This window comes from Algibacter sp. (genome assembly GCF_039977455.1).
Taxonomy (GTDB): domain Bacteria; phylum Bacteroidota; class Bacteroidia; order Flavobacteriales; family Flavobacteriaceae; genus Algibacter_B.
Map to the genome: position 1 here is coordinate 176240 of NZ_JBDWDG010000014.1, position 19825 is coordinate 196064.

Sequence of the window (19825 nt, forward strand, 5' to 3'; positions counted from 1 at the left end):
ATTTGGTTTATTTAAGATGCATAACTCTGAAATTCACGTTATTTTCGTGTACGCACACACAAATATAACAAAAAAATAGTGTGCGCACACAAAATATTGAAAATTATTACTAAATTGCTTGAAATTACAAAACTAACCTTAGTATTCATTGTAATTTAAAACATTGAGACCTTAATATTTTTTTTATATGATTACAATAAAGGACATCGCCAAAGAGGCTAAAGTTTCTGAAGGCACTGTAGACAGAGTGCTACATAACCGTGGAGGTGTTTCAAAAAAAACGGAGGCTAAAATAAAAAAAATATTAAAGCATCATGATTTTAGCGTAAACCCTATTGCTAGTGCGCTTGCAATGAAAAATAAATACTTTATTGCGACCTTAATTCCAGAACACAATGATTTAGATTTATTTTGGAAATCGCCCTATTTAGGTGTGTTAAAAGCGGCCGAAGATGTTAAAAGTTTTGGGGTACAGGTGACTAATTTTGGTTATAATCAATATGATCCAAACTCCTATTTAAATACCTTTAACGCTTTATTAGAAACCAAACCTACTGCCGTAATTATGGTGCCTAACTTTTCGGCAGAAACCAAAAAAATTGTAAACCAGTTAGAAGCTCTTAATATCCCCTACCTTTTTGTTAATATTGACATTGATGGATTTAACAATATTGGGTTTGTTGGTCAAGACTCTTATAAAGCTGGTTATATTGCTGGGAAATTTATGCATTTAAGTTTGCCAAATCCTTCAACATTTTTAATTATTCAGGCTAGGCACAACATTACTAAAAACAATGCGGTATCCAATAGAATTAAAGGTTTTAATGATTATTTTATTAAAAACAAATTAGATTCTACAACGCAAACTTTAAAAATCGAGAACTTAAGTAGCTCGACTGAAACCAAAGAAAAAATAAATTCATATTTAAAAAACCATCCTGAAATTAAAGGTGTTTTTGTTCCATCGAGTAGAATTTACATTGTGGTAGATTGTATAGAAGATAATTATTTAAAACAACTTGAATGTATTGGTTTTGATAATACACCTCAAAATATTGCCTGTTTACTTAATGATTCGGTATCGTTTTTAATATCACAGAAACCGTTTGATCAAGGTTATGAAGCGATTAGGCTTTTAACTGAATATTTACTTAAAAACGAAATTTCTAATACCAAGCATTATCTTCCTATTGATATTCTTATAAAAGAAAACGTAAAATATAACGAACGGAATGAGTTTAATGTTGTTGATGTATAATCCTATCAATTAAATTTTAAAATAACACGGGTTCGAAAACATAAAAAAAAGCCTCTTCAAAAAATAAACTTTGAAGAGGCTTTGTATTTATTGACTGATTATCTAGATTATATATACTGATTGATAATATTCTCGAATAATTCCTGCTTACCACTTATTAATTGTAGCTCACCATTATCTTGAGCTATTTTGTATAAGTCTTGTAAGCTTAATTTCCCGTTTTCGAAATCTTTTCCTTTTCCTGAATCGAATGAGCTGTAACGCTCTTTTCTTAGTTTTTCGTAAGGTGAAGATGTAATGATTCTATCGGCAATTAACAGCGCTCTTGCAAAGGTATCTGCCCCTCCAATGTGTGCGTGGAATACATCGTCTAAATCTGTTGAATTTCTTCTGATTTTAGCATCAAAATTAACACCACCTCCCTGCAGTCCGCCAGCTTTAAGGAAAACTAACATAGCCTCGGCAGTTTCTTGAATGTTATTAGGAAATTGATCGGTATCCCAACCGTTTTGATAATCGCCACGATTAGCATCTAAACTCCCTAACATACCTGCTTTAGCAGCTGTTTCAATTTCGTGTTGGAATGTATGTTGCGCTAAAGTAGCATGGTTTACTTCGATATTAATTTTGAAATCTTTATCTAAGCCGTATTCTTTTAAGAAGCCTATTGCTGTGGCAGAATCGAAATCGTACTGATGTTTTGATGGTTCCATTGGCTTAGGCTCAATAAAGAAATTCCCTTTAAAACCTTGGGCTCTTGCATAATCTCTAGCCATGGTTAAGAATTGGCCCATGTGGTCTAGTTCGCGTCCCATATCTGTATTTAACAGCGACATGTAACCTTCGCGACCTCCCCAAAACACATAGTTCTCTCCGTTTAATTTAATTGTGGCATCTAAAGCTAATTTTACTTGCCCACCTGCACGTGCTACCACATCGAAATCTGGATTTGTAGAGGCGCCATTCATATAACGTGGGTTAGAAAAACAGTTTGCCGTTCCCCATAATAACTTAACACCACTTTCGGCCTGTTTACCTTTTATATAATCAGTAATGGTTTCTAAACGTGCTTCAGATTCGGCAAAAGTTGCACCTTCTTGAATTAAATCGAAATCGTGAAAACAGAAATAATCGAACCCCATTTTACCAATAAATTCGAAGGCAGCATCGGCTTTATCTTTTGCTGCTTGAATAGGGTCTGATGATTGATCCCAAGCAAAGTTTTGTGTTCCTGGACCGAATGGGTCTGATCCTTGACCACAGAAGGTATGCCAGTAAGCTATGGAGAATTTAAACCATTCTTTCATGGTTTTTCCTGCCACCACTTGGTCTGGATTGTAATACTTGAATGCTAAGGGATTGTCTGATTCCTTTCCCTCGAACTTAATGTTCCCTATGCCTTTAAAATACTCTGTATTTGCCATTCTGAAATGTGTTTATTCGTTTATTTTTTTATTCGTTTGTTTATTAATCTTTAGTTTAGTGTTCGCGTTAGGGATTGCAGTGGAAAGCCCACAGCGACATTTGGGAGCGCGGCCTTGTAACGTAAAGCCCGACCCTTTTCGGGTAACCTGCCTGCCGGCAGGCATGCGCCCTAATTATTATTTAACACCAACTCTAATTCTTTTTTCCAGGTATTATAGGCTTTTACATACGGTGTTTTGTCCTTTAACGGCTTGAATGTCATAACATAATCATTATCCATAATGGCTTTCCCGAAGGCTTTAAAATCACCTTTATGTAAATTAGCCGCTCTGGCCGCCCCTATGGCTCCCGTGGTATTGTAAATTTCTATTTCTTGCCCGATAAGTGTAGCTACGGTATTTGCAAAAATTTCCGAGCGGAATAAATTATCGTTTCCGGCACGAATAACACGTGCTTTAATACCATCTGACTTAAGGATTTCCATGCCGTATAAGAATGAAAACGCGATCCCCTCGAGTGCTGCACGACATAAATGGGCTTTATTATGGTTATTTAAATTAACATTTACCAATCGTGTACCTATTTCTTTATTGTTTAGCATGCGTTCTGCTCCGTTTCCAAAGGGCAACATACACACACCATCTGAACCTACTGGAATTTCAGAGGCCAGCGTATTCATGTCTTCGTATGAGCTTACATCCAAATTATTGAGCAACCAACGGTATTGAATTCCGGCACCATTAATATTTAAAAGCTTCCCGATTTTTGGGTTAGATTTTGTGTAATTTACGTGCGCAAAATTATTTACTCGTGTACTTTCCTTACCGGAAAGACTATCGGTTACCGCATACACGACACCCGATGTACCGCCTGTTGCAGCTACTTCGCCTGGATTAAATACGTTTAAAGATAAAGCATTGTTAGGCTGGTCGCCTGCTCTGTAATACACTGGTGTTCCTGCCGCTATACCGCTTTCGGCTTCGCCTTTTTTATCGACTATAGATTGGACACCAAAGGTTGGCACAATATCTGGTACTAAAGCTTTATCGATGCCGTAATGCTCTAATAGAAAGTCGGCAATGGAATCGTTTTTGAAATCCCAAAAAATCCCTTCGGACAATCCTGAAATGGTAGTATTTATAGTATCAGAAAATTTAAAAGCGATATAATCTCCCGGAAGCATGAATTTATGAATCTTACTAAAAACATCAGGCTCATTTTCCTTTACCCATTTTAATTTTGAAGCTGTAAAATTTGCTGGTGAATTTAAAAGGTGCGCTGCACATTGATCTTCTCCTATAGCTTTAAAGGCATCGTTACCAATATTTACTGCTCTACTATCGCACCAAATTATACTTTTACGCAATGGATTTCCAGCTTTATCTACCACAACCAGTCCATGCATTTGATACGAAATACCAATACCATCTATTTGAGTACTAGATATATTAAACTGTTTTTTTAGTTGCTTTATGGCATTACAGATATGCAGCCACCAATCGTTTGGGTCTTGTTCTGCCCATCCGTTTTTTACGGCATGCATACTCATCTCAGTTTTAGGCTCCTGAACTACGCCTAAACTTTCCCCTGTTTCTGAGTTGACTAATGCTACTTTAATAGAAGAGCTCCCTATATCTATTCCTAAATGATAATTCATTTTTAGTCCCTTAATATTTAGTTTGGTTGTTTGTCTTTTTTTAGAATACAATAGTAAAAAAAATACTATCACAATTCCACCTAAAACTTGGATTAAATTGATATTAATTTTGTGCTAAAGCTACAAAAACAGTTGAAAACTGCAAGTATTAAATTATTTCTTGTACTCCTTTAAATACGATGATGGTGTTTTATTCATAATTAACTTAAACTGCCTATTAAAATTAGAAATATTATGAAAACCAGACTCATAACACACTCCCGCTATATTATATTTATTTTCTAATAATAATTTACAGGCATACCCTATTCTAATTTCAGCTAAATATCTGGAGAATGTTTTTCTGTTTACCCGTTTAAAAAAACGACTAAAAGCCGATGTATTCATGTTTGCTACTTTGGCAACATCCTCCAACGAAATGGACTTATTAAAATTGTTGAATATATAAGCATGAATAGTATCTAAGGTTTTATTTTCGGCGTTTCGTAGGGTATTTACATAACCCTGACTTGCTAATAATTTATAACTTTTATGCTTAGCAAGCTTGTTTAAAATATTTAAAAATGCCATGGTTTTATCGAACCCAACCTTTTCAGTCATGCCTTGAACATCTTTAATGAGTTTTTTATCAACCTTTAAAAACTTTATTCCAAATCTTGCTCTATCAAAAAGTTCTGAAAGGTGAATCATTTCTGGGGTTTCAAAAAAGGTAGAACCTAAACATTTTCTATTAAAATGAATTGCAATAGCTTTAGCTACAAGGTTGGCATTTTCCTGAAAATATTCATCGTCATTTAACCACATGTGTGGTAAATTTTCACCTATTAAAACAATTTCATTCTCCTCAAATTTCTCAACACCATCACCAACAAAACAAGTGCCTTGACTTTTTAGTACAACAACAAGTTCTATTTCTGGATGGTAGTGCCATACTTTTAAAAAGTTAGGGTACTCGTTAACTTTAGTACTAAAAGAACTATTATTTAAATTACTTCTATCTAAAAAATGTAGTTTCATAAAACAGTATCCATAGCCCGATTACAATACGCTAAAACCTTTAGTTATAAACGTTTTCTATTTTAAACTGATCGCTAAGTTTAATATCTACTGAGGAACTACCAACCAAAACTTTAAACACGCCTGGTTCGACCGTCCAATTCATATTTTTGTCTAAAATAGCTAAATCATCTGGATGTAAAATAAAATTAACAGTTTTGGTTTCATTAGGCTTTAAGTGAACACGCTCGAACCCACGTAAAACCGACTCGTATGTGGTTACACTACTCACCATATCTTTTAAATACATTTGTACGATTTCATCACCTGCTCTTTTACCAGTATTTGTAATTTTAAAAGACACATGAATATCAGCTTGTGGTTTTAAACTTTTTGGAGTTACTACCAAATCACTATACTCAAAGGTTGTATAACTTAATCCGTAGCCAAACGGATATAAAGGCCCTAAAACCCTTGTATTACCATAACCATTTGGTCCTGCACCGGGTTGTCCTGCTTGCGATCCTGGTTTAAATGGAAAGTTTAATGGAATCTGTCCAACTGTTTTAGGAAATGTAACTGATAATTTCCCTCCAGGATTATAGTCTCCAAACAAGGTTTCGGCAATAACCTCGCCCGCTGCGGTACTTGGAAACCAAGCTTCTAGTATAGCTGGTAAAAATTTATTTTCCCAGTTTATAGTTAAAGGCTGACCGTTAATAAGTACCAAAACTACAGGTTTCCCTGTTTTATACAAGGCCTGAACCAATTGAAATTGACGCCCTGGAAGCCCTAAACTAGTTCGTGATTTTGTTTCACCAACACGTTTTTCGTCCTCGCCTACAACGGCTATAATAATATCGGATTGTTTTGCTTTTTCAACCGCTGCATCAATATCTGCTTGTTCCTTTGCTGATAAATCTGTTGGAATAATTTCACTCCCAGGCCAATCTGGATCTACAATATCGCATCCTTTTACAAAACTAACATTAGCGTTGTTGCCGGCATATTTTTTAACCCCTTCATAAACAGAAACCGAAGGATTAAAAGCTGGACCATATCGACTAAAAGTAAAACTTACCTCGTTAGCCAACGGACCTGTAACCAAGATATTATCTAGGTTTTTAAGATCTAATGGTAATAGATTATTTTCATTTTTAAGAAGTACTAAAGACTCTCTGTTTATTTGTTTTGAAAACGCCTCATCTTCTGGAGTGTGTACTAATTTATCGGCTTCTTCTGGATTTTCAACATAAGGGTTATCAAATAAACCTAATCTGAATTTAACACGCAATACATCGGCAACTCTAGAATCAATCGTTTTCATTGAAATTTCACCATCACGTATCAATTCACGTAACGGCTCAATAAAAGATTCTGGCGTTCTAAAAGTGGTACGAACATTTAATCCCGCTTCAATAACTTGTCGTACAGCTTCTTTATAATCTTTAGCTACGCGGTGTTTTTCTGAAACATATTCTACAGCTTCACTATCTGAAACTACATAACCATTAAAGCCATATTTTTCGCGAAGTAAATCGGTTAAAAAATAACGACTTGCAGTAATAGGAACCCCATCATAATCATTATAACTACTCATAATTCCCATGGGAGCAGCTTCTTTTATAACGCGCTTAAAAGGGTATAAATGCAATTGAAACATTTCGCGTGGTGCCACATGCGAATCTGTTCTAGCATCGCCATCGCGAGCACCTTTAGGAATACTATATACAGCAAAATGTTTTAAGGTTGAAGCCACACCTTGCGATTGAATACCTAAGGTCATTTGTTTTCCCATTTCTGCAATATGATACGGTTCTTCGCCATAACATTCTAAAACACGTCCCCAACGTTGGTCGCGTGCTACATCTAAAATTGGTGCATACACATTAGTATAACCTAGTGCTTTTGCTTCTCTTCCTACAATTTCTCCAGCTTTTCTAACTAAATCTTTATTCCATGTACTACCAATACCAATTGGCGCTGGCAGCGGTGTTGCTTTTTCGTGACATAAACCATGGACCCCCTCGTTAGTAAAATCTACTGGAATCCCTAATCTTGTTTCCTCAACAAACCATTTCTGAACAATATTTATAGTTTCGGCATGGGTACTGTAAGGATAAGCATATTTTGTATGCGTTTTTTCTTGGTTCCATATGGTATTTAAATGCTCGTCTATATTAGCAATACCATCTTTCCAAACCTTATTTTTCCATTCTTTAGTAGGTAATTCATCAGCTAAAACTCTCGAATACCCATACAATGTGGTAAGCTGACACGTTTTTTCATTAACATTCATTAATGAAACTAAATTTTTAACACGGTCTTCCAAAAGTGCCGAAGGGTCTTCAAAAACATCCTTAACACCGTTTTTATTAAAATCAATCCAATCCTTTTTATATATGCCTTTTTTATCAGTATTAAACCCTAAAATTATTACAGGTAAAACACCTAAAATACATAATCGAACTATTTTATAAAATTTCATTTTCTTTATTTTAAGCATGGATTTTGGTTGATTTATTTTTCGATTCTATAGACTTTGAAATTATCAACAGTCATATGATTTTTAACGGTTCTTAAACCAAAATACCCCGAAGTATATGGATTTTTATCCACAAAATCTGCAAACAATACATTGTCTCTATAATATTGGATGACGCCATTATTAGCCACTATTTTAATTTTATAGGTTTTATTTGCTTCAAGCATAAATTTCGAGTCGCTTAAATCATGGTGTGGCAACAACGGGCGCTCTCCATTACCCACGTAACGACGAAAACGTGTTGTTTTATTAAAATTCCCACCTACACCCATATAGTATAATTGTAAATCATCATAGTTTGAAAATTTTCCACCTCGTTTTTCTGAATTGGCAAATAAATTATCTGGGTTTTTAGGATCTGAAGCCATCCAAAAGCAATTTAAATCAGACACTCTATCATTAGCACCTCCATCTTGAATAATAAAAACATCGTATTTTATAACAATAGGTCCTTCGAATTTTTCTTTTAACCAAACGGTACAGCCTTTTACATCATCAATTTCAAGTTTGCCTTTTTTAACTTCAACAGTACCACCTTCCATTTGTTCTACTTGCCAATTATCTAATCCGTTATCAAAACTCTCTTCAAAAATCAATTCGCAATCAACCGATTTTCCTTTTATTTCGACAGTCCTAACTTTATTACAAGACATGCACAATAAAAGTGAAAAACAAGTAAATAAAACAAGAGACAAACTGGGGTATTGGTTACGATTTTTCATAGTTATATATTTTTAATTTACTTGTTTAATTAATACTAAGCTCCATGGCGTAATTTCATGCTTAATGGCTAAATTTCCATTTTTATCGGCTTTTACATGTGTCGTTTTCATGGTATTCGCATAGGTTTTCATTATTTTAATTTCTTCTCGGGTTGGTGGCTCTGGTTTCCCCATAGACTCCCAAAAATTATGAATATTTCCGTGATCTTTATCCAGTATTTCTATTTCAAACAAAGCTCCTGCCTTTAATCCTGTTAACGTAAAATCTAAATTCTTAGTGGTTCCATTTTCGCGCTTATCAGTACCAAAGGGCACAGCATTTTCGTACTCTTCAGGGTAATTATAAGCTAAAGCCGAAATTTTTCCAGTCGTTTCATCCGTGCTAACAAAAAGATAATCGTCTTTATATAATTTTTGATTTCCCAATTCGTGTAACATTCTGTAGGCGTGATATGAAGGCTTTACTAAACCTTGGTAATTTATCATTCCAAAACCGCCATGAAATATACTAGAAGCGCCTCCTTTTTCTTCAAAAATATCTGTAAAAGTCCAAAATGCTAAAGAGTTTGTTAGTCCAATACAATCTAAATTTGACTTTACAATATAAGCTGCAGCAGGTAAACGATCATGCATAGCATCTCTACTACTTGGGCTTGTATTCCACTCCGTTAAATGGATTTCAACATCTGGGTAAGCGCTTTCTGCTATGGTTTTATTAAGCCATTCTAAATCTAATTTTAAAGATTTAGCAAAACGTGTTAAACCTTTTCCTTTACCTGTTTCTGGATTAAAAGCATAATCGGTTGGATAAGGATGTGTGCTAATAAAATCCACTGGTAATTTTTCTTTTTTACAGTATTTAAGAAAATCTTCAATCCAAACGCCATGCCATTCTAATGCATTAATATCCTCTGTATTAAAAACGGCATCTGAAGCTTTATCGTTTGTAGTTTCCCCATCAAAACGTGTGTCTGGCACAAAATTACTTGTTGATGGTCCTCCAATTTTTAAGCGACTATCCACAGACTTAACCGCTAAAGCCGATTGTTTATATAGCTCGAAATATTGCGATTTTGTGCCATCCCAAAATAAAGGATATAGGTTAGGCTCGTTCCAAACCTCGAAATACCAGGTTAATACTTCGTCCATTCCATAACGATCAACACAATGTTGTGTAAACGCCTTAACTAAATCATGCCACTTTTCAAAAGAATCTTCTGCAGGTGTAATATTGGCCTTCCACCAAAACACTGTTTTAGAATTTTCAGCAGCCATACTGGTAGGTAAAAAGGCTAATTCTATGAAAGGCTTAACTTTTAAATCTAATAATCTATCAAAAACATCATCGATATATTGCCAGTTATAGACGGTTTTTCCACGCTCCAGAATAACAGGAAACATATCATCATGAAACAAGCCATGAAAACGTACGTATTCAAACCCACAGTTTTCCTGCACTTGTTGCATTTGCTCTAACCAACCGGCGCGTAAAGCCTCATTTGCACGACCTGCGCCTACCATTTTACTCCAATAATGATCAAATTTTTCACCTTGCTGATTTACATCAACTTGAATATTTTTTTGAGCTGAAAGACCTAAAGTGCCTCCAAAAACGATTAAGATTATTATCTTTTTAATGAATTTCATTAATTGAACTATTTCTAATGTTTAGGACTAATTTAATTTTCTGTTGTAAAAACTGCTGCTGGCAATCCTGCTTTATTGTATAGGTTTGCTTTTAATGGTGTACCTGACCATGCATAACGCACGTTTACTGGGTTACTTACAGCATCGTTCCAAACCTCAATGGTATGTGTTGTGGTGATTTTGGCTTTGGCTGGTTTCCATGCACCCGTGTTATCTTGAATCTCGAAAGCCCCTAAAGGTTCGTTAACCATTACCGCATCGTCTAACAAATGTTTATTTGCTACCATTAATCCTGATTCTGCTTCTGAAAAAGTTACCGCAATTTTATCTCCATTAATTGAAAAGGATTTATATAAAGGACCGCTCACAGCATCAACCTTAATATTGTAATCATTTTTTAAAGCCCAAAATGCTAATCGTTTTCCGGCATCCATTTTATTATGCGGATGTATATCTTTAGCCTCACCAATATCATGAAGTACCGCCATTCCTGTATTAGGTACTTTTAGCGTGCGTCGTAAATGGTCGTTAACCATGGCCCAACCAGCATCGGCTTCTTCATTTGCTCTTTTACAAGATGCTAATTGTGCGTAATAAAACGGAAAATTACCTTGTTTCCAATCGGCTCTCCAATTATTTATCATGCTTGTTAAATAGTATTCGTATTCGGTAGGTTTAAATAATGCATTACTTTCGCCTTGATACCAAATAGCGCCTTTAATTCTATAAGGCAAAATACTTGACACCATACCATTGTAAAGGGTTGCTGGCAACTGCATATCTTTGGTTGGATGCTTTTCCCCTTTTGGCTTTCTACCTTTTTGTCCGTTTTTGTTCCATTTAGCTAAGGCTTTTTCATAAGCTTTATCTACATAATCATCGGCATCCATTTTTTCTATTTTAGCCATGGTTTCTGAACGACTTGCCTCAAAATAATCCTTTAAATTCTTATCAGCCAAATAAGTCTCTTCCGAAATCCATGGCTGCACACGCGTTCCTCCCCAAGAGCATTCCAATAAACCAATTGGTACATTTACATGTTTACGCAGTTCTTTGGCAAAAAAGTAACCTGTGGCTGTTATTTTTCCTATTTGTTCTGGATTAACCGAACGCCAATTATCCTCAAAATTTTGTTGTTTTTCAAAAAGCGAGGTGGTTTGTGGTACTTCTATATGGCGAATCCAATCATCTTTAGCTGTAGCTACTTCATTTCTAATATATTCTACTAATGGCTGATATTGTTCTTCCCTAGCATTGTTTATAAACTTAGACATGGAAAAATCCATATTAGACTGTCCTGTACATAACCAAACATCGCCAGACAATACATTGTTTATTACAATTTTATTTTTTGAAAACACAGTAATTTTATGAGGCCCACCAGCTTCTGGTGTTTTAATATCTGCACGCCAATTACCTTCTGTATTAGTAATTACTTGTGCCGATTGCCCCCAACTTGTTTCTATGGTAATTATTTCGTTAGCATCTGCCCAGCCCCAAATTGGTACTACAGCGTCGCGCTGAATAACCATTCCATCTGTAAATAATGCATTTACTGAAACATTAGCAAAAATGAGTAGTGGTAAAATAGCCGTTATTAAAAACGCTGTAATTGTTTTTATTTTAATTGCTTTCATAAATACCTAAAATGTGTTTTGTTTAAAATTAAAAAGGAATTGTTTTCTTAATGCAAGTTGGCAAAAATTTAAGTTTTTACTTATAACTAATTATCCATTGTGTATAAATAATGGTTCATTTAAGTGGAATTTGAGCTTATAAGCAGTTGTTTTTTGCAATTTATGTACAACCATACTACAGCATACTATTTTAATTTAGAACCTTTTTTAAAATATCCTGAAGCTACTTTAAGTTTCAAATTATCGCGGGCTATAAAGTATTTTTAATCCATTTATTCTATTCGAATTAAATATCTTTTATGGATTGCAATTACCAAAAACTAAAAGCGCTATTTATAAGCCACCTTTATTTTTTGAAAAATTCCTCTATTGGGATACTTTCACTAAACTCTTTAATTTTAATATTCTTATAATATATTTCGGCTGTTTCAGATTGAAAGCCAATAATACCTTCACTTGGATTTAAATTAAAGGCCACATTAACCACCTCGCCATTCAGCTTATGAATGGTGTATTTATCACCCATCACTATAATTTCACCTTGGTTCCATTTATTATTTAAAGCATTATAATTTTTTGTAGGTGATGCGAAATGCAACCAATTTTCACTTTCATCTAGGATACCACCTTCGTTTGGATGTAAATACGTGTCCCCATCAGGAACAGAGTACCAATCGTATTGTACATCTTTTGGACGAATTAAATCGCCAGTATGGTTACGGTTATTAGTGTGATCGTAACGCACTTGATACTCAATGCCTGTAGGCCATATTTTATCGTCAACTACATGATAATAAACGCCTGCATCGTATTGCCATCGTTTAAAATTATTGGCTATTTTTTCACCCCATTTATATTGAAATTTTAAAATATATTTACTGTATTTTTTATTAGTATAGAAAAGGCCGTGAGTAGCATTTTCACCTGTATCTAAATCTAGACTATCGGGGAAATTTTTATAGACATGCACTTTTTTATTATGAATAGCATATACTTTTTTTGCCATGGTCTCATCTCCATTTCGTAATTTTAAATGCCATCCATCCCAATTTTTTCCATTAAATAATTTGACAAAGCCTTTTTGGTCTGACTTCTTATTTTGGGCTATAGCTATGGTTGACTGCAAACTACATATAAGCCCAAAAACCATTAACATTTTAATTTTAATATATTTCATTTTTTATTTTTATGAATTTAAAATTACCAGGATATATGGTTAAAAAAAACAGCACTAATAATAAAATTAGTACTGTTTTTTTTTAAAATTAATACAGCTTTATGACCTAAAGCAATTATTGCTTTACTATACGCTGTACAAACTGACCTTCGTCTGTTTTTACTTTAAATAAATATATACCTGCACTTAGGTTAGAAATATTAATTTCAGATAAATTAGTATTGACGTTTTTGTTTAAAAGCGATCTACCGTTTAAGTCGTAAACAGACACCTCAGTATTTAAGGCTTGCGCATTTTTAATAAATACTTTACCGGCTGTTGGATTTGGATAAACTGCAAAACCTAATGCTTTAGCATCAACCGTTTTTACGCTTAATGCCGCAGGAGCACTGCCCTCTACAATATCTGCAAACCCTACCCAGCCGGCATCGATATAATCTTGCTTAGCACCTGTTGGTACGTATAAGGTTATATTCTCAATTGCCATTCCTCCTGAAACAAAATTTGCTGAATCGGTAATTGTTACTGGTGTTGGCGACGCAAATTCAAGTGAAACTAAAGCTCCAAGACCATGAATAATAGGATTAGCACCTATAGTTTGCAATGAAGGGCCAAATCTAATTACTTGAAGATCATTCTGAGCACCATTAGCTTTAACAAATCCATAACGCTCAAGTGTCTCTAAAGCAGGCAAGTCTAACTCTATATCCGTGATATTCACACGACCAAGACCATTATCTCCAATAACAACTGTACTACTCAAGTCACTTAAAGTTATTAATCCCGTAAGTCTTAAACAATTTTTATTAAATATCTGTACATTTTCTAGATTTATGGAGGTAAGACTAGTTGCATTAATAAAAGCATCCAGTTTCAGCTCTTTTACTGAGGGAGGTAGTATCACCGAAGTAATAGCCGTATTATTTTTAAATGCTGCACTTCCAATAGCTGTTATAGTGTAAGAAACAGCATCATATGCATCTACAGCAGTTCCAGGCACAACTAATGCAGAATCAGTGCTCCCTGCAAGTTCTGCTTCATCATTAGCTACACTTGTTATTCTAAATGTATAGTTACCATCCGTAAAGGTTTCTCCTTCAGATCCTGATACCGATCCTTGCGCATTTACCAATCCGATTGTTAAAAAGGCGGTTAATAATAGTAATGTTTTTTTCATAATAAAGAATATTTTAGTTATTTATATTTAGTTAGGGCTAAGGTGTTAAAATTTTCACAATTAACTTTTAAATTAATACCCAATTGATATAAATATATACCCAATACGCCGTATACAGGTGATTTACAGGTTACAAACCACAAAACACAAAAATTTTAACTTACTGATTTAATCCTAAATAACTTGTGCTAATGAAATAGTTTAAATAGTCATAACAAATTAAAATCTTAATTTATTTGGCAACAAAAAAGCCGTTTCATTTAAATGAAACGGCTTTTTAAGGTATAAGAAACTAATTTTTTATAAAATCTATTGTTTGATAATCCGTTTTACAAATTCGCTATTTTCAACTTGAACTTTTAGTAAATAAACTCCTGAAGCCATGTTAGAAATATTTATTTCAGACGAAGTTCCATTTAAAGGCTTACTTAATAAAGCTCTTCCGTTTAAGTCGTAAACACTTACCTGAGCATTGTTAAGTTGTTGGCTTTGAATTGAAACAACACCGTTTGTTGGATTAGGATAAATACTAAAACCTAATTCTTGTTCTAGATTTTTTGTGCTTAAAGTACCTGTTACAATACGGGAAGCATCAAAAACAGCTAACCAAGCAGCATCAGCCTCATAAGCACTCTCTGCAGTAGCATCTGGAACGTATAATATTGCCCCTGCATTTATTGTTGCTATAGCATTGGCATTAGGTACGGCTATTGGTGTAGAACTATTAACTTGAATCTCTGTCAAGTTTGTACAGCCTCTAAAATTTGCAGCTGATAAAGATGTCACTGTACTTGGAATATTGATGGACGTAATTGATGTACAATCCCTAAGCATTTGATTTGGTAAGGTAGTCCATGATGCCGGAATGGTAAATGAAGTAAGACCCGTATTTCTTAAAACTCCATCAGCAAAAGTTATACCATCAGGAACTATAACTGAAGTAATTAAAGAGCTCTGATAAAAAGCATACGACCCTACAGAAGTTACATGTGTTAAATCCAAAGGATCCAACGCTAACGATGAACAATTATTAAAAGCATTACTTCCTATTGTTTTTAATGTACTTGGTAGCGTTAATGAAGTAATAGTAGAATTATTTTGAAATGCAAGCGTCTCAACTGATGTTACCGTGTAAGTTACCCCGCCATTTTCCACCGTACTAGGTATATCAAGTGCTGCTAAAGTACTTCCTTGAACAGCTACTTCATCTGTGGCATCGCCACCAACAACTGAAGCAGTTATTGTATAGCTAATATCGCCTACTGTAAAATCTTGAGCATTCACAAAACCTACAGTTAAAAATGTAATAAATAATAGTAATGTTTTTTTCATAATAAAAAATGTTTTAATTAATTATAATTAGTTTCCGCTAATATGTTAAAATTTTAACAATTAACCTTTAAATTATAGCCCAAATGCTATAAATTTAAGCACAACATGCTTTAATAAGCTATAAATCATAATAATTTGTAGGTATTCATTTATAGATTACGCCTTAAAAAACTTATTTGGCGTGGTTAGAAATGAAAGCTATAATTAAACTAAAATCTTAAATTATTAGCATGAGTTAGAACTTTAAAAAGCCGTTTCATTTTAAAATGAAACGGCTTTTTTTAAGTATAAGAAACTAAAATTTTATAATAAACTACTGCTTAACAATACGTTTTACAAATTGGCTATTTTCAACTTGAACTTTAAATAGATAAACACCTGAAGCTAGGTTAGACAAATTAACTTCAGAAAAGGTATCATTTAAAGACTTACTTATTAAGGCTCTCCCATTTAAATCGTAAACGGTAACAGCAGCATTTTGTAATTGGCTATGTTTTATTGAAACCTTATTGTTTGTTGGATTAGGGTAAAAACTAAAACCTAAATCATATTCTAAACTATTAACACTTAAAGTACCTTGTTGTATATTAAAATCGGTCCAAACCGGTGCAGCCTCATAATCATCTGTTGTTCCAGTTGGAACTAAAAGGTTTATACTGCTTAATGTTAAACCACTAAACAAATTATTTACAGTAGCATCAGGAATATTACTGGCAATAGTCCAATTTACTTGCATATCTGTAATCCCTGTACACCCTCTAAACGCTGCAACGCCCATAGTCGTTATTGAACTTGGAATATTAATAGAGGTAATTGATTTACAATCTCTAAGCATTTGGTCTGGAATAACAGTCCATTCACTAGGAATAGTAAACGCTGTAACTCCAGTACCTCTAAGCGCTCCAACCCCTAAATTTAAACTTCCAGGAACAATTACCGAGGTAATAGAACTACAATTAATAAAAGTATAACTACCTGTACTTGTGGTATTGGTAAAATCTAAAGGTGCTAATGCTAATGAAGAACAACTATTAAAACTATGGTCTCCGTAAGTTATTATGTTATCAAGATTTATGGTTGTTAAACTGGCACAGCTATGAAAAGCATTGTTACCAATGGCAATCACTGTACTTGGAAGCGTTACATTAGTAATTCCGGTTTCATCTTGAAATGCACCTTCACCAACTGCCACAACACTAAATGACATTGAACCATTATCAGCTTGCTCAGGAATTACAGCATTTGCTATTTCTTGACCTGAAACAAACCCTGTAACTTCACATTCATTAGGACTAGTACTTAATACGCTATATGTATAGGTACCATCATCAAAAGTTAAATCTGCTACTCCCACACATGAATCTGTAATAACTGTATTTCCCGAACCATTATCCGTAACTGGCCCTGTGGTATTAATAATACTTGAACTTGTTAACGAATTGATTTCAATTGGCATTTCTGTACAATTGTTTAAAGTAATACCAGATGTGGACGTTGTTCCTAAAGGGGAGAAAGGATTAGCTCCAGACGGTCTAGTAGTACCAACTAAAATAGAATGGACTTGTGGTCTATCAACATCATCAAATTTTGTGAGTGTCACATTATGATTATTACCTCCAATGGTTGCAATAGCATGTAAGGTTGTTGTAGCCACGTTAGGTATTAAAGCTAACTCTACATTAGACGCTCCTCCATTAAGATACAGTAATGGGCCATTAACTGCATCACCTCTACTATTCTCAATAGTCACTTCTTCAACTTGATACCCAGCTTCACAGCCTGTAGCCTCACAATTTTGCATCAATACATCGCCGCCATATCTTGTAAAAGCAAAGCCAGAACGGGTATTTTTAGCAACGCAATTTATTAACGTAATTGCGCCAGTGGTATGACCACCAACACCACCAGCACCGTATGAACGGTAACCTACTTCACTTAACGATTTGGTATACCCTGGGGTAATTACCTTATCACCATCATAATTAGGGTAAACTGCAGCAAAATCTCTATCAAAAGCAGGCCCCGAAGTTTCCTCTAGCATATCATTGGTTGTTCTTGTTACAGCCTCAGCATAACAATCTTGAAAAAGCACATTTCTTCCGCCTTGAATAAAAAATAAATGCCCAAATGCTTGAGAATAAATGGAACAACGAATAATATTAATATTTAATCCTTCAACTAACAAACCACTATGCTTACGCAAATTAACTAAATTACCATCGCCTTTACCAAGAAGATCGCCATAGCCATAAGGATAAGATCCATTTACATTTAAAGTAACATCCTCCATGGTATTATTTTCTCCGGCGATTGTTACAGATTGCATTCCTGGACTAGAAGGTGCAGAGTTTCCTATATCGGTAACTGTTAAACCTTTTATATTAACAAAGTTTCCTGTTACATAAAACTCGATAATACGCGTACCATAATCATTTAATAATTCTGAATTTATTTCAATAGTTACTCCTGTTAAATCGAAAGTGTTATTACTTCCACTAAATTCAATCATCGCATGCCTATTATTTGCATCGGGTGTGGTAGCTGCAATCACAGCTGGTGTTAAGTAATCTTCCATTTGATAAACACCAGGTGTCATGACTACCGATTGATTTGATAGAGCTGCAAAACTTGCTAACTCCGCTACACTTGAAATTGTTACTTGTGCTGACACCCTAAAAAGAAATAAAAGTGAAAATGCACAAAATAAAAAACAGTGTTTCCTTTTTAAAAATTGTTGTTTTACTACCATATACTTAGAGTTTAATTTTTTTTGATTTTTTTTTATTAGTTATAGTTCTATTTCGGTATTATTTAGCAGAATAAATCTTGATGCCATTTTATGTAAAATTAATACACTAAACCAACAAACCTTATAAATTATAGTGCTATATTTTTAAATTATAGACCTTTTGATAATTGAAAGCAAACTAGCCCTTAGTCGTTAAACAAAAAAAACAGCACCAAGAATTTTCTTGATACTGTTAATTAAATTACTTTTATTTAGCTTGTAAAGCTACTATAATAAGGCTTTTATTATTCTTTAATAAACTTAAAAGTTGAGTTTTTAGTTCCTTCTAAACTCATTAAGTATAAACCTTTAGATAAATCACTTACATTAAGTTCTACTTTTCTTACGCCGGATTGTATACCTTCTTCTTTAACTACTTTTCCTGTAACATCTAAAATGATGTATTGACTGAAATCTGCAGTAGGCATTTCAATTGTAAGCACTTCATTTACTGGATTAGGGTAATAACCAATTTTGCCTTCCTTAATTTTATCCGCAACAGATAAGGATGCTGCGTCTTTTAAAGTAAACAGGTCTATATTAAATTGGCCTCCAAACGTAAACACAAAATACACCGTTTGATTTCCTGTTACTGATTGGCTTAACATTCCATTTTCAGTTTCAACATAGTTCTGCCATCCTGTTTTTCCGTTAGCCGTAACACTAGCTATTGCTGTTCCTGGTACCCCAGTTCCATTTACACCATCATCTAAATGCATTGTAACCGTTTGATCACCTGTTTTATTACTAGCCAAATGAGCAGAAAAAGCAACAATATTTGTTAAATCTACATTATCATACTTAGCCCAATCACCACTTGCTATATAGCCTATATTTTGTGCCTCATTATCTTCTAGGATAATATTAGCTCCATGAAGCCCATTATTATCTTCCGACTGAAGAATAATTGCTTGCGCAAATGCAGTAGAAAATAATGATGTAGTTGATAGTACAACTGTAAAAAGTAAAATTTTAATTTTCATTGTAAATCGATTTTAGTTAATATTTATAATACAGCACTAGGCCTATTACATGTTTTTATTCATAAATCGCTAATCCAATTATACTATTGAAAAACCACTTTAACCTATTAGATTTAAGAAATTATCCTTTTTTATCTTTTAGTTTAAAAAATAGTGCTCACGTATTAAAAAAAATTAATTCTACGCTATAACACTAATTTAATACCTTTAGCTATATTGATTAAACAAAATATACATGTAATAGGTCTGGAGTTTTTTTTGCTTTAAGACACAAGTCTACTCCTTTACCAACTTAAACGTTTTAGTTATTTGATTCCCTTTAATTGTCATTAAATAAATACCTTTAGATAAATCACTTAAATCAATATTGAGTTTCTGTAAATCATTTGTAATAACGCCTTGTTTATTTACTCGTCCACTAATATCAAAAATGGTATATTGATTGAATTTCGAATTTGGCATAAGCACCGTTAAATTATTT

Annotated in this window: 14 protein-coding genes; 1 reads left to right on the plus strand and 13 read right to left on the minus strand. The window is 33.9% G+C overall.

Going from position 1 to position 19825, the window contains the following annotated elements; all coding sequences use genetic code 11:
- The first annotated feature begins 187 nt into the window (after positions 1 to 187).
- Positions 188 to 1258: a LacI family DNA-binding transcriptional regulator gene (locus ABJM36_RS05850; protein WP_348450141.1), complete on the plus strand. Its 1071-nt coding sequence runs from the start codon at positions 188 to 190 to the stop codon at positions 1256 to 1258.
- 107 nt (positions 1259 to 1365) lie between these two features.
- Here ABJM36_RS05850 and xylA read toward each other — a convergent pair whose 3' ends face one another.
- The 13 genes from xylA to ABJM36_RS05915 form a co-directional block, all read right to left on the minus strand.
- Complete coding sequence (xylA, locus tag ABJM36_RS05855) at positions 1366 to 2682, minus strand: xylose isomerase (RefSeq protein ID WP_348450143.1); 1317 nt, start codon at positions 2680 to 2682, stop codon at positions 1366 to 1368.
- Between the two features lie 170 nt (positions 2683 to 2852).
- A complete protein-coding gene (locus ABJM36_RS05860; protein WP_348450145.1) occupies positions 2853 to 4340 on the minus strand; it encodes an FGGY family carbohydrate kinase in 1488 nt (495 codons plus the stop codon).
- Positions 4341 to 4493: 153 nt separating this feature from the next.
- Positions 4494 to 5357 carry an AraC family transcriptional regulator gene (locus ABJM36_RS05865; RefSeq protein WP_348450147.1) on the minus strand — a complete coding sequence of 288 codons (864 nt, stop codon included), beginning with the start codon at positions 5355 to 5357 and terminating at the stop codon, positions 4494 to 4496.
- A gap of 40 nt (positions 5358 to 5397) precedes the next feature.
- On the minus strand, positions 5398 to 7824 hold the full coding sequence (locus ABJM36_RS05870) for a glycoside hydrolase family 3 N-terminal domain-containing protein (RefSeq protein WP_348450149.1): 2427 nt from the start codon (positions 7822 to 7824) through the stop codon (positions 5398 to 5400).
- A gap of 32 nt (positions 7825 to 7856) precedes the next feature.
- A complete protein-coding gene (locus tag ABJM36_RS05875; protein ID WP_348450151.1) occupies positions 7857 to 8534 on the minus strand; it encodes a DUF6250 domain-containing protein in 678 nt (225 codons plus the stop codon).
- Between the two features lie 81 nt (positions 8535 to 8615).
- The gene (locus tag ABJM36_RS05880; RefSeq protein ID WP_348450153.1) at positions 8616 to 10250 is read right to left on the minus strand and encodes a hypothetical protein; all 1635 of its coding nucleotides are present in this window, start codon (positions 10248 to 10250) and stop codon (positions 8616 to 8618) included.
- Between the two features lie 32 nt (positions 10251 to 10282).
- Positions 10283 to 11887 carry a sialate O-acetylesterase gene (locus ABJM36_RS05885; protein WP_348450155.1) on the minus strand — a complete coding sequence of 535 codons (1605 nt, stop codon included), beginning with the start codon at positions 11885 to 11887 and terminating at the stop codon, positions 10283 to 10285.
- Between the two features lie 346 nt (positions 11888 to 12233).
- Positions 12234 to 13064 (minus strand): DUF1080 domain-containing protein, encoded by an 831-nt coding sequence (locus tag ABJM36_RS05890; RefSeq protein WP_348450157.1) that lies wholly within the window; start codon positions 13062 to 13064, stop codon positions 12234 to 12236.
- A gap of 115 nt (positions 13065 to 13179) precedes the next feature.
- Entirely contained in the window at positions 13180 to 14241 is a 1062-nt protein-coding gene (locus ABJM36_RS05895) for a T9SS type A sorting domain-containing protein (protein WP_348450159.1), read from the minus strand.
- Between the two features lie 309 nt (positions 14242 to 14550).
- Positions 14551 to 15573 (minus strand): leucine-rich repeat domain-containing protein, encoded by a 1023-nt coding sequence (locus ABJM36_RS05900; protein WP_348450161.1) that lies wholly within the window; start codon positions 15571 to 15573, stop codon positions 14551 to 14553.
- 313 nt (positions 15574 to 15886) lie between these two features.
- The gene (locus ABJM36_RS05905) at positions 15887 to 18244 is read right to left on the minus strand and encodes a leucine-rich repeat domain-containing protein (protein ID WP_348450163.1); all 2358 of its coding nucleotides are present in this window, start codon (positions 18242 to 18244) and stop codon (positions 15887 to 15889) included.
- 362 nt (positions 18245 to 18606) lie between these two features.
- The gene (locus ABJM36_RS05910; RefSeq protein ID WP_348450165.1) at positions 18607 to 19344 is read right to left on the minus strand and encodes a carbohydrate-binding protein; all 738 of its coding nucleotides are present in this window, start codon (positions 19342 to 19344) and stop codon (positions 18607 to 18609) included.
- 276 nt (positions 19345 to 19620) lie between these two features.
- The coding region (locus ABJM36_RS05915) for a T9SS type A sorting domain-containing protein (RefSeq protein WP_348450167.1) at positions 19621 to 19825 on the minus strand (205 nt) is incomplete at its 5' end.